Source organism: Alteromonas mediterranea DE (assembly GCF_000020585.3).
GTDB lineage: Bacteria > Pseudomonadota > Gammaproteobacteria > Enterobacterales > Alteromonadaceae > Alteromonas > Alteromonas mediterranea.
Map to the genome: position 1 here is coordinate 1027244 of NC_011138.3, position 14346 is coordinate 1041589.

Genomic DNA, 14346 nt, shown 5'->3' on the forward strand with positions numbered 1-14346 from the left:
TGCACTTCTCATACCCGTGTTTCAAAAATTTGATGCGGTCGAGTGTTTAGCGTGTCAGGGATATGACCCCGCTGAAAGCTCGTGTTTTCAACCTCCAGCCCTAATGATTCTAAACGACGATGCAGGTAGGGCAGGGTATCGCTAATGCGTCTTAATACTTCATCATTTGATGCATACAAATCGAGCGTAATGCTACTTTGATCTATCTTTGATTTTGCCAAAACTTGTCCGCTGTCACCAATGTCCAGCTTCATCGTGATATTCCAAAGAGAGCGCTCGCCTGTTTGTGCGTGCTTATTGTTCTGCCCACCTTGCTCTCGTTTTATCAAGAGTTCTGGTGGACTGTGGTGTTGTGAAAGTGATGGCAATACATAATAGAAACTATCTTGCCCTTGAATACGGCCATCTACATTAGCAATTTTGTTTTGCTGGTGGCTACTTAGCAGCGTTTTAAGTTGAGAAAGCAGCTGTTGTCGGCCGTCTAGCTGGTTCATGTCTTGGCTAACGCGACTTGGTTGAGCCGTTACCCCCATATTCGCTAACGTTTTTGAAACGATAGAGTCAGGCGCATCTATTTGCGTTTTTAAGCCAGGCTGACGCTGCATGGCACGCCCCGATAGTGCTAATTGAATCAAAGCAACCAATCCTTGAACAAAGCTGGAAGCGTTTACGGGCGAGGTTAAGTTTATTGGTGTGGTAACGAGCGCCTGTGTAGATATAAGCTGCTGCAAGCGTTGCGACAATCCTTGTTCATTCATATCTAGCGCTAGTTTCTTTGTTCCGCTTTTTACCACCTCGATAGCACTTTCATTCTCGCCAGCTACGCTCTCATTTGATTTTGAACCCGCTATAGTGGCGTGACTATCTGAAACCACTGGCGCTATTTCTGCCCCTTTACCTTGTGTAGCCGCCAGTTGTGCAGCGATATTGCTCAGTAAACTATTTGATAAGCCTTTGGCCTGTGAGCTTAACGCTTGTGCGAGAGAGGCAAGTGATACAAGCGAGGGTTTACGCCCACTGTCTTTTCCTTGCAGGCCATTATTCTCTGCTGAAGCGGCATCTTTCCCTTCAGTTAATATAGCTTTTGCCGATGCTAGCAGTTGTTCCTTGGGTGGCTTTGGAGGGCCGATAAATTCCCCATTGGATACCTTGGCTTGAGAAGCCTTCGCGTTGAGCGCATCAAGGCCTTTAAGTTGCTGCAAAATTTTATCAAAATGCTGAGCTTCATGTGCTTTAGGCATACCCTGGCTGGGCGGTAATCTTTCATTCTCCACAATAGTTATGAGTTGGTTTAGTGCTTGGTTTGTACTGCCTGTTTGGCTCAGTAATACTCGAGAAAGTGCAGTGATGGCATTGTGAACATCGGTGCCTTTAAGCGATGTGGGAGCCGCTGCCTTTAGGTTTGTAATGGATGAAGAGTCTTCAAGCGAGCTATTTCCCGTGACTGCTTCGAGCCCTTTCGCTGTCGCTTTTGGTAATTGCGAAAGGTTAAGTTTATTTACCTGCTCCTGCGTCAGAGTCGGGGCCGCAAGGGAAGACCCCTTGCTCTGAGGTATATCAATTTGTAATACCGCGCTTTGTTGTGATGTACGAATCGAAAGCTTGTTGTCATTTAAGGTCAATGCAGAAAGTACTTTTAACGCGTTAGAGTCGGCACCAGAACCTTTTAAAAGCGCGTTAAGTCGAGGCGAGTTACTCAAGTTATGCTCAACAGCTACGCCACCTTGCTTAAGTGCGCTGGAAGTGAGCTGTTGTTGTAAGTTGGTACTTACATTTTTATGAGTCATGGCAGCGAAATTATTGTGGTTAGTTGTTGGGCCCGCACTTTCATTGGACAAACCTTGAGAGATTTGCAGCGCGATTCCACCGTTGCTAGCTCGGCTTAGTCCTATGACGACCTGTTGTCCAACTAGCTTTTGAAGCGCTGCTTTAGCCGTGCTATCAAGCTTTTCAGTATTAATGTCCGATAGGGGAATAACCTCATTTTTAGCGGTGGTGAGCATGAGTTGCCCAAAATTTTCACTCTTTGTAGAAATAGAAAGTTGACCTTTAAGCGTAACGGCGGCGTTATTTGCAGCAAGAGCTTGTGCCACGGCTTTCAGTAATTCAGCTTTTTCGGGCGCAGACAATGACACGCCTTGTTGAGACAAGCGTGTAGAAAGCAGCACTGCAGACTGAGTGTTTACCTGACTTTGAGAAGTATTTTGAGCACTTTTCGCTTCTGGGCCTGAGATATGGTCAGGGGAGGTAGGCAAAAGTGCAAGCTGCGCATTATTAATTGCTTGGTTAGAAAGCTTAGCGCTGACTTCTGCGGGTAAGGCAACGTTGAGTACTTGAGCTGCTGACGATACATTATTTGGTGTCACTGTTATCGATAGCACTCGTTCAGGTAAGCGTTCAACTATTACTTTCGCGGCATTATCTAAGGTGGCTGCCTGCGACAGCGCAGCGTTGGCAATAGCGGGAGAAGTACTTCGACTCGCCCCTTGAGTAGCGGCATCAACATTTACCTGTGACGGTAAAGATGTAGGGGAGGTCGGGCTAGTTGACTGATTCAGAGCGGCTGCCAATAGTGATGATAATGGTGTTGTCATAATTGAGATATCGGCATAGTCGCGCTTTTCCTTACTTATTTGAGTATAGCAAAGTGCTTTGAGGCTGTTTCATCATTAATAAGCGCTCACTAATAAAGTACAGCGAAACCATTCGTTCTTAAGGCAGATGAACAATTCATCTTTGCGCTGAAAGACAACCCACCCTTGGGCTAAGGAGGCTCAGGAAGAATGTGTTTGTCTTTGAAGTAAATCATATTTAATTGGAATTCGCGACTGCGAAAAAGCGTTCATGTGGTAGACTAGCGCCATTTTTTAAAACCTCTTTTTTAGGTTGGAGTAGCCAAGTAGTGTTAGAGGCGTGCGGATTAACGTGCAGCAAACGAGACAGAACCCTTTTTGAGGGGCTTTCACTGGTTGTTAATACTGGTGAGTTGCTGTATTTGCGCGGGCCAAATGGAGCAGGTAAAACGAGCTTGCTGCGCATTCTAACTGGGCTGAGTACACCTGAGTCGGGCGCCGTTTCATATAATGGAATGGACATAGCCGAGGACAAAACAGACTATTATCGCGATCTTTTCTATTTAGGACATAAGAGTGGTACTAACGGCAGCCTTTCTGCCTTGGATAACTTATCGTTTTGGTTAGCCCAACACAGTACATCGGTGCAACATAATGGGCTTTATGACGTCTTAGCGAAAGTGGGTTTAGTTGGGCTTGAAGATGTGCCTGTTAGGTATTTATCGGCAGGTCAACAGCGTCGTGTGGCGCTATCAAGACTATGGCTTAAGCCAGCAAAGGTGTGGATATTAGACGAACCGTTTACAGCGCTTGATGTAAAAGGGGTTCACTTACTTGAAACAAGTATGAAAGAGCATGTTAGTCGCGGTGGTCTTATTATTACCACTTCGCATCAACCACTGTCAGAAACCGCTGGGGAACACCGCGTATTTGACCTGGAGTATCGCTTTTAATGTCACTTTACCAAGGTATTTTTAAACGCGACATGCACATTGCGTTCAATCAAAAAGCGGAATTGGTGCAACCACTGATGTTTTTACTCATGGTGGTAACCTTATTCCCTTTAGGTGTAAGCCCTTCTCCTGATACCCTTCAGCGCATTGGACCGGGGGTAATTTGGATTGCGGCAATTTTGTCATCACTTATGGCAATGGAAAGACTGTTTCGCGATGACTTCCAAGACGGTTCGCTAGAACAGTATATGCTCTCTGGTCTGGCGTTGCCGGCAGTGAGCGCGGTGAAGGTAGCTGCCCATTGGCTGGTCAGTTTTGTGCCTTTATTATTGCTTTCTCCGCTGCTAGCGATGTTTTTGAATCTAACGGTCGATATGTATATCGCACTCGTTTTAACATTGTTGCTGGGAACGCCATTACTTTCTTTAATTGGCGCCATTGCGGTAGGACTTACCGTTGGATTGCAAAAAGGCGGGGTGCTGTTGGCATTGCTACTTATCCCTGTCTTTATTCCGTTACTGATATTTGCCACGTCGGCTGTGGATTCTGCCGCACTGCAATTACCTTATCATGCACAACTTGCTATTATCGCCGCCATGCTGTTGTTGGCTGCGGCGTTGGCACCGTTTGCCATAGCGTATTCTTTAAAAGTGAGTCAAAACTAATGTGGAAGTGGTTACACCCTTACGCTAAAACAGAGCGTGCGTATCAGCTTTGTTTAACCTTACAGCCTTGGTTTTGGGCTGGCGCGTTACTGTGCCTTAGCGTTGGTACGGTATGGGGGCTGGCGTTTGCGCCTCAAGATTATCAGCAAGGTGATTCGTTTAGAATTATTTATATCCACGTTCCTAGCGCAATCTTGTCTATGGGCACCTACGTAGCCATGGCCATCGCTGCGCTTGTGGGGATGGTGTGGCAGTGGCGAACTGCTTATATGAGCATGATTGCTATGGCGCCAATTGGGGCGGTGATGACTTTTATTGCGCTTTTCACAGGTGCTGCATGGGGGAAACCTATGTGGGGCGCATGGTGGGTGTGGGATGCACGCCTAACTTCAGAACTTATTCTGCTTTTCTTGTACATGGGCGTAATTGCCCTTTATGGCGCATTTGAAGACAAACAACAGGCGGGTAAAGCCGCAGGCGTGATGGCGCTGGTGGGCGTAGTAAATATCCCCATTATTCACTACTCGGTAGAATGGTGGAATACGTTGCACCAAGGGGCGACAATCAGTAAGTTTGATAACCCTTCTATTGCGCCAGAAATGCTGTGGCCGCTGTTAATTAGTTTACTTGGATTCGCATTTTTTATTGGTGCGGTAACCACAGTGCGCCTTCGAAATGAGATTGTTTTACGCGAAATGCACAGGCCATGGGTGCAAGCTTTGGCTATCAGTCAGTTAGCTTCTAAACAGCAAGTTAACCAAAGCGTGAAAGGGGGCAACTAATATGCAGTTTGAATCGTTGGCCGACTTTATCAACATGGGGGGCTATGCATTTTATGTATGGCTGTCGTTTGGTGTGACATTTGCGGCCATGGCTATCATCGCCATCCAAAGTTTTATTAAACACCGTAACCTTTTAAAACAGGTTGTGGTGGAAAAAGAGCGCAAAGCGCGCATTAAAAAAGCGCGACAGCAACAGCAACAGCAAGAGAGTACATCGCTTTAACTTGCGTTTTGTAATTGTTTATTAGTTTTTTCGAAGTGAGAGTTGCATGAACCCGAGACGAAAGCAGCGACTAGCCGTAGTGGGAATTATCGGTTTTTTAATAGTAAGTGCAGTTGGATTAATGCTTTACGCGCTAAATGACAGTATTGACCTTTTCTATACGCCAAGCGAGATCATTGAAGGTAAAAATGGTCAGAAGCCCCAGATAGGCCAGCGCCTTCGCATAGGCGGAATGGTAGTGCCGGGTAGCGTTAGCCGCGACAGTGAAAGCTTAGCCGTTAGTTTCGACCTTATCGATACCGGTCCTACTGTTACCGTAACTTACACGGGGATCCTTCCTGATTTGTTCCGCGAAGGTCAGGGCATTGTCGCTACCGGTGTACTCACCGATGTTGGGGCGATTAAAGCGCAAGAAGTATTAGCTAAGCATGACGAAGAGTATATGCCGCCAGAACTTGCTGAAAAAATGAAAGGCATTAAGCATGTAAAACCTGAAAATATGCCAACGTATGAGTCGTCAAACGGCGCCGGGAGCAAATAATCTATGGTGCCTGAAATTGGAAATATCGCGCTAACGTTGGCATTAGTGCTCTCTATATTGTTGGCAGTTTATCCGCTATGGGGTGCTCACCGTAAGCACGAAGCGTTAATGGCAACCGCCAAACCACTGGCAATTGGCTTATTCACCTTCACGCTTATTGCCTACGTGTGTTTAACGTACGCCTTTGTTACTGACGATTTTAGTGTGGCCTACGTTGCGCAACACTCAAATAGCCGATTGCCCATTTACTATAAGATTACTGCTGTTTGGGGCGGTCATGAAGGCTCTTTCCTACTGTGGGTATTGATGCTTTCAATCTGGACCGTGGCAGTAGCAATATTCAGTAAGGGGATACCTCTTGCCATGGTCGCTAGAGTACTGTCGGTATTGGGCATGGTAGGCATTGGTTTTTACTTATTTATGCTGCTTACCTCAAACCCCTTTGACAGCATGCTACCGTTTTTCCCGGTCGACGGGCGAGATCTTAATCCGCTGCTGCAAGATTTTGGTATGATTATTCATCCGCCTATGCTCTATATGGGGTACGTAGGCTTTTCTGTTGCCTTTGCGTTCGCTATTTCTGCGTTAATTTCGGGGCAACTAGATTCGACATGGGCGCGGTGGTCTCGTCCTTGGGTGATTGCAGCGTGGGCCTTTTTAACCGTGGGAATTGCCCTAGGTAGCTGGTGGGCATATTACGAACTCGGCTGGGGCGGCTGGTGGTTTTGGGACCCGGTAGAAAACGCATCCTTTATGCCATGGCTTGTAGGCACGGCGCTCATGCATTCGCTGGCAGTGACCGAAAAGCGAAAAGCGTTTAAATCATGGACAGTGCTGCTTGCTATTGCTGCATTTAGTTTGAGTTTACTAGGCACTTTCTTAGTACGTTCCGGAGTTATTGTTTCGGTGCACTCTTTTGCAAGCGATCCTACTCGAGGCTTGTTCATCTTGGGCATATTGATTGTACTTAGCGGTTTTGGGTTGCTGCTTTATGCCATGCGTGCAGCCTCGCTTAAAAGCCCTGGGCGCTACCAAGCGTTTTCTCGAGAAGTGCTGTTAATGGGCAACAATGTCTTTCTGTGCGCAGCAACATTAGTTGTTCTTCTCGGTACGCTACTGCCCCTTGTTCACAAAGAGTTAGGCTTAGGCAGTATTTCTGTAGGCGCGCCGTTCTTTAACCAAATGTTTACGCTTCTCATTGTGCCTTTTGTATTAATGCTGGGTTTAGGTCCACTAACGCGCTGGAAACAGCAAAAAGCCAGCGAACTGCAAAAACAACTATTGGTCGCAGGCGGTATTGCACTAAGTGCAGGTGTACTAGTGAACTTTGCTTACGACGAACCCACTTACATGGGGGTACTGGGCATGGTGCTGGTTTTCTGGATCCTCGTCACCACGGTACAAGAGGTAATGCAGCGCTTAGCGGCTATGCCTTCGTCGAACACCGAGAATGCATCAGTAATAGCTAAACTTCGCAAGCTTACGCCAAGTCACTGGGGCATGGTGCTAGGCCATGTGGGCTTTGCTATCTGTATTATTGGCATTACGCTGGTTTCCAATTATGAACTTGAGCGCGACGTACGTATGGATATCGGCGATACCGTCTCGCTGGGTGGCTATGACTTTAGCTTTAGAGATGTACGGAAGGTGGAAGGTCCGAATTTTAATGCAGATAAAGGCATATTCGATGTTTATAAAAATGGTGAAATGATAGCGCATCTAGAGCCAGAGAAACGTTTGTACATTGTGCAGCGCATGCCCATGACAGAAGCGGCCATCCACTCAAACTTGGCGCGTGATCTATTCATTGCCATGGGCGAGCCGTTAGACAATGGCGCATGGGCTATTCGTATTTACATTAAACCGTTTGTTATCTGGCTATGGGCGGGTGCGGTTGTTATGGCGATAGGCGGTATTTTTTCTATTAGTGATAAGCGCTACCGCATGGCGAAAGTGAAAAAGTTGAAACGTGTACTTGGCAGTAAATCTGTAGCTTCAACAGGTACACCAAATACCCACGCCTCTGCCGTGTCACGAGTATCCACAAAAGGAGATGCATAATGAAAAAAACGTCGTTGGTGGCTATTCCAATCGTGCTCTTTTCGTTGCTAGTCATTTTTCTTTTTAAAGGGCTTTTTTCCGACCCGCGTGAATTAGATTCGCAGGTTAAGGATAAAACGTTACCGGCCTTCTCGCTGCCAGATTTAATGCAGCCGGACGTGACATATACACCAGAAGATTTAAAAGGGCAGGTTACTATCTTAAACGTGTGGGGCGTATGGTGTGTAACCTGCGCGGTTGAAATGCCGTATCTAACACAGCTTAAAAATGAGCAAGATGTGCATATAGTCGGTTTGTATTTCGATCAGGATTTAGACCCAGATTTCGGTACAAAAACGTTGAGCCGTGTTCAGCAAGAAGTGACTGAAATGCTAAGTCGCTACGGGAATCCTTATGCCTATAATATTTTTGATGTATATCGCGATACGTCGTTAGACTTAGGCGTGACCGGCGCACCAGAGCATTTTGTGATTGATGCTAATGGCGTTATACGCATGCATCATATTGGCGATATTAACGAGCGCGTTTGGAACACAAAAGTTGGCCCCCTTTATAATAAGTTGGTGGCACAAGCGGCCAAAACACAAGGTGCAGATGCGCACACAGAGGTAAACGCGGTAATGAGCGATGATAAAAGCGCTCAGGGAGGGCTGCAATGAAACTACTCCCCGCCGTATCTTATATATCCCCCCAATATACTGGCGTTAACAGGCTAAAAAACGGATTTGGCCTGGCAACACTTGCGCTTTCTATGGTGACGCTGTTATGGGTAATAACAGCATTTTCCGCCCATGCTGCCCAAGATAAATTCTCATTTGAAAGCCCAGAACAGCGAGAGAGCTTTTTACGGCTAACTGCTGAACTACGCTGCCCTATGTGTCAAAACCAAAACATTGCGGACAGCGATGCCATGATTGCTCACGATATGCGCCGTAAGGTGTATTCGCTATTAAAGCAGGGCAAAACAGAGCAAGAGGTAATAGCGTTTATGAAGTCGCGCTACGGTGATTTCGTACACTATCAGCCGCCGGTGACAGCGGCTACGCTTTGGCTGTGGGCTGGCCCTGTATTGTTTATTTTTATTGCCTTAATTGTGGTAGTGCGCCGCAAATCAGTCACGCCACCAGAAGATATGGCTGCCAAATTGGCTAAAGCAGATGAAATGTTGGAGCGAGAGAAAGAATGAGTTGGTCTGAGTTTTATATTATTGTTTCAGGCTTAATTACGCTTGTTCTTCTCATTATTGCCTTCCCTTGGCTGCGCAGTAAAAACCACGCAAAGCAAGACAGTTTAAGTAATACGCAAATTGTAAAGCAGCGCTTAGTTGAGCTCGAGCGCGAAGTGCAAGAGGGGCTTATCAGCGAGCACGATAAACGACAGGCTGTAGACGAGCTTAAGTTAGCCTTGGTCGATGAAAGCGCTTTTGAATCGCATAAAACAGGCAATGCCAAATTACCGTTGGCAATAGGCGGCGTGTTAGCGCTAGTTTGCGGTATTGTAGTGTATGCTCAGGTTAATCAGGTGGGGCGCGTGGCTAAAGCGCAGCAGGCTATCGACGCTTTGCCAGAGTTAAGTCAGCAGCTTGCCAGTGGTAATGCCAATAACCTCACCCAGGAAGATATAGCAAGTCTGGCACTGGCTATTCGCCAACGTCTTCGCGAGGAGCCTCAGGATGATACCGGCTGGATGTACTTTGGCAGATTGATGCTGAGTATAGGGCAAGAGGTGCAAGCTATAGAGGCAATCGATAAAGCGGTAAGCTTATCACCATCAAATTCCGCTAATCGTATCACGCTTGCGCAAGCGTTAATGACTACCGGCGATGTAAATAACCTTGAACGAGCACAATCTATCTTATTAGGCTTGCTACAAGATACACCGCAAAACGATAATCTCGCGCTTATGATGGCCGTGGTATCTGCTCAGCTCGGAGATTTGGACAACACGCGGCGCTTTTATCAACAAGTAGAGGGCAAGCTTCCTTCTGACAGCGATATGGCGCAGCGCTTGAGCGCCCGCATTAAGGAACTCGAAGGCAATTCCAGTGAAATGGTGTTGCTTCAAACTGCTGGAACAGTGCAAAAGCAGCCAAGTGTTAACAATGATGGCAATGCCATTGAAACGGGCTTTGACGTGACGGTGAGTTTGTCTAAAGAAGCGGATGCAAACGCACCTAAAGCGGGCTTTTTAATTGTGTTCGCACAAGACGCAAATTCAGACAATAAAATGCCGGCAGCTGTGGTGAAATTACCCATTGAAGATTTCCCGATCTCTGTATCGTTAACGACTGATAATGCCATGATGCCCCAGTTTACTCTTGCTACACTCTCTGAGGTTGTAATAACCGCTAGGCTATCTAAAGATGGTAATGTGGCAGTATCTGAAGGGGAATGGCAGGGAAGCACAGAAGCAACGGTTGTGGCTAACGAACTCTCTTCATTAAGCGTTATTATTAATAAGGAATTATAAGTATGGATTTGTCAAAATCACTCATCGCTGGGTTGATTATTGCCACGAGCTTCTTAGGCGGTTGTGCGAGTAATAGCGCGCAAGAACAAGCTGATGTAGCTAGAACTAACAGCGCTGCTGTTGATACATCCGACCCCCGTGATCCATTTGAACCGGTAAACCGCAAGTTATGGGATTTTAACTGGGATGTGTTAGATGCCTATATTTTGCGCCCCGTTACCGTTACCTATGTAACGGTAATGCCTCAGGCCGCACGTACGGGCTTAGTAAATATTACGGATAACCTGCAAGAACCCGCGAACTTCCTAAACAACATGTTTCAAGGAAAGGTAGATGACGGCTTAGACAGCCTGGCACGGTTCCTTATCAATACAACCGTTGGGTTAGTCGGCACCTTTGATGTGGCGAGCAAAATAGGTATTGAGCGCAAAGAAGAGCAGTTTGGAGAAACCCTGGCCGTATGGGGGCTAGATACGGGTCCTTTCTTGATGCTGCCATTTTTAGGCCCCAGCGACCCTCGCAGCTTTACCGGTGACTATGTCGACGGCTTCGCGTTTCCTATGTCGCTGCTTGAGGGCTCTGTAAACCTAGCGCGTATCGGAATATCGGTACTTGAAACAAGAGCGCAGTTGTTAGATCAAGAAGCGCAGTTAGAGCAGTCGATAGATGACTATGCGTTTGTAAAAAATGCCTATTTTGAAAACCTAGAGTTTCGTGTTACCGATGGTAAGAGCGGTGATAAAGCCATAGATGATGAGCAATTAGATGACTTTGCTGATTTTGAAGCGATGCTGGAGGGCGGCGATTTTGACGACTATGATGGGGCAACTGAAGACGTTGATGAAGCCTCGCTTATAGAAGACAAGCCAACCGAAAAGTCAAAGGCTGAAGACAAGTCTGAGGATGGCAACGAGTAATTCGGGTGCGAGAAAGTGTCAACGAACCCAAAGCGCGCAAATCTGTATTTATAAAAAAACGCTATGCAATTGCATAGCGTTTTTTTTATATTCTTTCACGTATAACTAGCGTTTAAGGTCTTGTGCATAAGAGCACATCTGGTCGCTCAAAAACTAGTCTTTAGGGTAGCCCATAGGGTTTTGTGACTGCCAATTCCACGTATCGGCGCACATGTCTTCCAGCCCTTTTTCTGCATGCCAGCTAAGTTCTGTAGCCGCTTTCGTCGGGTCGGCATAACACGCCGCTACATCACCGCTTCTGCGAGGCGCAATTTTGTATGGAATAGTTTTACCTGAGCCTTTCTCAAAGGCTTTAACCATTTCAATTACAGAATAGCCTTGGCCTGTACCTAGATTATATTTATCTAGCCCCATGTTTAAGCTAAGGCGGTCGAGTGCTTTTAAGTGACCATTGGCCAAGTCTACTACATGGATATAGTCGCGAACGCCGGTGCCATCCACGGTATCGTAATCATCACCGAATACGCTAAGTTGCTCTAGCTTACCTGTGGCTACCTGTGAAATGTAGGGCATCAAGTTGTTTGGAATGCCGTTAGGATCTTCACCAATTTGCCCAGATTCATGGGCACCTACCGGGTTGAAGTAGCGAAGCAACACAATATTCCATTCATTGTCTGAAGCATATAAATCGCTAAGCATGTGCTCAACCATTAATTTAGACATACCGTAAGGGTTCGTTGGTTGCCCGGTTGCCATGTCTTCGCGCAATGGTAACGATGCAGGGTCGCCGTAAACTGTCGCAGAAGAGCTAAAAACAATGTTCTTAACGTTATGCTTTTGCATTGCTTTACATAGCGTAAGCGTACCGTACACGTTGTTTTCGTAGTACGAAAGCGGCTTTTGTACCGATTCACCCACAGCTTTTAACCCGGCGAAGTGAATGACCGCTGAGATACTGTGTTCACTGAAAATATCATCAAGCACGGCGGTATCGCGGATGTCGCCTTGAACGAAAGTTACCGACTTGCCCGTTAATGCTTCTACTCGGCGAAGTGATTCTGCACTTGCATTGGCGAGGTTGTCTAAAACAACAACACCATATTCTTGTTCAAGTAATTGTAATACCGTGTGACTACCGATGTAGCCTGCACCACCAGTGACTAGGATGGTTTTCATGCATTCTCCTTGCTAGACGGTTGCGCGATGTACTTCGCGCTTATGGAATATTGAATAGGTTTTATAACCAATGGATAGAGTAAAAATACCACAAAAGCCCACAGTAACGAGGTCCAATTTGAGGCGGTTTGTAGGATCAGCGCAAATACGGGCACAATAACCAGCAATTTAAGTACGTTTAGCAGGGTTTTCTCGGGAACAGTAAGTCGCTTAGAGGCTTCATCAAGACGTTTAACTCGCTCAGTAAGTGAAAGGCCTTGTAGGGCCGGAATGTCTCTTGTAGAAAAATAAAACTTCATAGGTTTACTCAAAGCCCTTAATAAAAAACCGCCGGAACGTAACGTTGCGGCGGTTATTGTAGAAGAATTGGTTAGCACTTAAAACATGCTAACAATAAATTACGCTTTTTCTTCAATGCCTGCTTTTTCCCAGAAACGAGATTTAAAGCTCATCAAGCCAATCACTATAGCGATCGCGATGCTAAACAAGGCAATTTGAAGGTACAGGTCCGGCATTTGCTCTACTTTCTCTGGGTCGAAGTTCCCTGAAAGCAGGCCAGCAATGATGTTACCAATAGAGTAGGTCAGTACGAATACCCCCATCATTTGCCCTGCGAAACGCTTCGGCGAAAGTTTACTTACTGCACTAAGTGCAACTGGGCTTAAGCAAAGCTCACCAACCGTGTGTAGAAAGTAAGTCGTAACTAGCCACATAGGCGCTACTTTAAGGCCTTGAGCTGCGTATTGCGACGCCATAAACATCACCAAGAAGCCCGATGCCATAATAACGATACCCACTGCACATTTGATGGTGTAAGACGGGTCTATCATTCGCTTGGCGAGGTTTATCCAAAGGGCAGCGAAAAAAGGCGACAAAATGATAATGAACAGTGAGTTTGAGAGCTGGAACCATACGGTTGGAATAGCGTCCATCCCAAACCATGAGGTTAATAATGACCCGCTTTCAAGAACGCGATCAGTATAGTTTTGCGCAAATAGGTTAAGTGAAGAGCCTGCTTGTTCAAAACCAGACCAGAAGCACGCCGATGCAACACACACTAAAAACAGTGCCCACATGCGTTTTTTCTCGTTATCACTGAGTTGGCCTTTGAAATAAATAAACCCGAAGTAAAGGAAGAAAATAACAGTAAAGACCACCGCGACTTGCTGAGCAAGTGCCACTGGTTCAATAACAATGGTGCCCATATGTGCCAGTACAATTACTGCAGCAGCAATGGCTAAGACGCCATATACGCCCATCCACGCGCGTTGTCTAGCTGCGCCTTGGTATGGGTTTGCCGGCGCAACAGAGTCTGGTGACAGTGAGCGGTTGCTAAAGTAATACTGAATAAGACCGATCGCCATACCAATAGCGGCTGCGCCAAAGGCATAGTGCCAGCCCCAGTTTTCCTGAAGATAGCCTGTAACAAGGTAGGCGATAAGTGAGCCAATGTTGATACCCATGTAGTACAGAGCATAGCCACTATCACGGCGTCCATCGTCGTCACCGTATTGTTGACCAACCATGGCAGAAATATTGGGTTTAAGTAAGCCTGTACCTGAAGCTACAAGAATAAGGCCCACGAAGAACAGGTTTTGCAAGTCAATGGCAAGCACTACGTGGCCCGCGAAGATGATAATTCCACCGTACCACACCGCCTTTTTCCCGCCAATCAAGCGGTCAGCTAGCCAACCGCCGGGTAACCCTAAAAAGTATACCGCACCGGTGTAGAGACCGTAAATTGCCCCTGCTGTTGCCACAGTAAAACCCAAACCTTGGGTTTGTAAGCTTGCAGTCATAAAAAGAACAAGTAGCGCGCGCATGCCGTAGTAGCTCATGCGCTCCCACATTTCGGTAAAGAATAGCGTTCTCAGGCCCCCTGGATGGCCAAAAAAGCTCGTATCGTTAGATGGTTTCATAATTATATTTTAATTCCATATTGCTTATGGTTGTTATTGTAGAGCGCTTATAGGATAGGCTCTTTGA

At 46.4% G+C, this 14346-nt stretch carries 14 protein-coding genes; 10 read left to right on the forward strand and 4 right to left on the reverse strand.

Features of this window, described 5'->3' with window-relative positions; all coding sequences use genetic code 11:
• Window positions 1-8: 8 nt before the first annotated feature.
• On the reverse strand, window positions 9-2594 hold the full coding sequence (locus MADE_RS04670) for a flagellar hook-length control protein FliK (protein WP_012517451.1): 2586 nt from the start codon (window positions 2592-2594) through the stop codon (window positions 9-11).
• Between the two features lie 308 nt (window positions 2595-2902).
• Between MADE_RS04670 and ccmA the strand changes: the two genes are divergently transcribed.
• The 10 genes from ccmA to MADE_RS04720 all read left to right on the forward strand — a co-directional run bounded on the left by ccmA (window position 2903) and on the right by MADE_RS04720 (window position 11184).
• The gene (ccmA, locus tag MADE_RS04675; protein WP_041912829.1) at window positions 2903-3526 is read left to right on the forward strand and encodes a cytochrome c biogenesis heme-transporting ATPase CcmA; all 624 of its coding nucleotides are present in this window, start codon (window positions 2903-2905) and stop codon (window positions 3524-3526) included.
• Window positions 3526-4191 carry a heme exporter protein CcmB gene (gene ccmB / locus MADE_RS04680; protein WP_012517453.1) on the forward strand — a complete coding sequence of 222 codons (666 nt, stop codon included), beginning with the start codon at window positions 3526-3528 and terminating at the stop codon, window positions 4189-4191. The genes ccmA and ccmB overlap by 1 nt, the downstream gene beginning before the upstream one ends.
• Window positions 4191-4973 (forward strand): heme ABC transporter permease, encoded by a 783-nt coding sequence (locus MADE_RS04685; RefSeq protein ID WP_012517454.1) that lies wholly within the window; start codon window positions 4191-4193, stop codon window positions 4971-4973. Before ccmB ends, MADE_RS04685 begins: the two co-directional genes overlap by 1 nt.
• A gap of 1 nt (window position 4974) precedes the next feature.
• Complete coding sequence (ccmD, locus tag MADE_RS04690) at window positions 4975-5196, forward strand: heme exporter protein CcmD (protein ID WP_012517455.1); 222 nt, start codon at window positions 4975-4977, stop codon at window positions 5194-5196.
• 46 nt (window positions 5197-5242) lie between these two features.
• Complete coding sequence (ccmE, locus tag MADE_RS04695; RefSeq protein WP_012517456.1) at window positions 5243-5737, forward strand: cytochrome c maturation protein CcmE; 495 nt, start codon at window positions 5243-5245, stop codon at window positions 5735-5737.
• Window positions 5738-5740: 3 nt separating this feature from the next.
• Window positions 5741-7798 (forward strand): heme lyase CcmF/NrfE family subunit, encoded by a 2058-nt coding sequence (locus MADE_RS04700; protein ID WP_012517457.1) that lies wholly within the window; start codon window positions 5741-5743, stop codon window positions 7796-7798.
• Window positions 7798-8457: a redoxin family protein gene (locus tag MADE_RS04705; RefSeq protein WP_012517458.1), complete on the forward strand. Its 660-nt coding sequence runs from the start codon at window positions 7798-7800 to the stop codon at window positions 8455-8457. Before MADE_RS04700 ends, MADE_RS04705 begins: the two co-directional genes overlap by 1 nt.
• Before the next feature lie 92 nt (window positions 8458-8549).
• Window positions 8550-8984 (forward strand): cytochrome c-type biogenesis protein, encoded by a 435-nt coding sequence (locus MADE_RS04710; RefSeq protein ID WP_041703046.1) that lies wholly within the window; start codon window positions 8550-8552, stop codon window positions 8982-8984.
• Window positions 8981-10267: a c-type cytochrome biogenesis protein CcmI gene (gene ccmI, locus MADE_RS04715; protein ID WP_012517460.1), complete on the forward strand. Its 1287-nt coding sequence runs from the start codon at window positions 8981-8983 to the stop codon at window positions 10265-10267. The genes MADE_RS04710 and ccmI overlap by 4 nt, the downstream gene beginning before the upstream one ends.
• 2 nt (window positions 10268-10269) lie before the next feature.
• A complete protein-coding gene (locus MADE_RS04720) occupies window positions 10270-11184 on the forward strand; it encodes an MlaA family lipoprotein (protein ID WP_012517461.1) in 915 nt (304 codons plus the stop codon).
• Between the two features lie 153 nt (window positions 11185-11337).
• On the opposite strand, the gene galE is transcribed toward MADE_RS04720, so the two are convergent.
• The 3 genes from galE to MADE_RS04735 form a co-directional block, all read right to left on the reverse strand.
• The gene (galE, locus tag MADE_RS04725; protein ID WP_012517462.1) at window positions 11338-12360 is read right to left on the reverse strand and encodes a UDP-glucose 4-epimerase GalE; all 1023 of its coding nucleotides are present in this window, start codon (window positions 12358-12360) and stop codon (window positions 11338-11340) included.
• Window positions 12357-12659: a DUF6170 family protein gene (locus tag MADE_RS04730; protein WP_012517463.1), complete on the reverse strand. Its 303-nt coding sequence runs from the start codon at window positions 12657-12659 to the stop codon at window positions 12357-12359. The genes galE and MADE_RS04730 overlap by 4 nt, the downstream gene beginning before the upstream one ends.
• 99 nt (window positions 12660-12758) lie before the next feature.
• Complete coding sequence (locus tag MADE_RS04735; RefSeq protein ID WP_012517464.1) at window positions 12759-14279, reverse strand: peptide MFS transporter; 1521 nt, start codon at window positions 14277-14279, stop codon at window positions 12759-12761.
• Window positions 14280-14346: the final 67 nt, after the last annotated feature.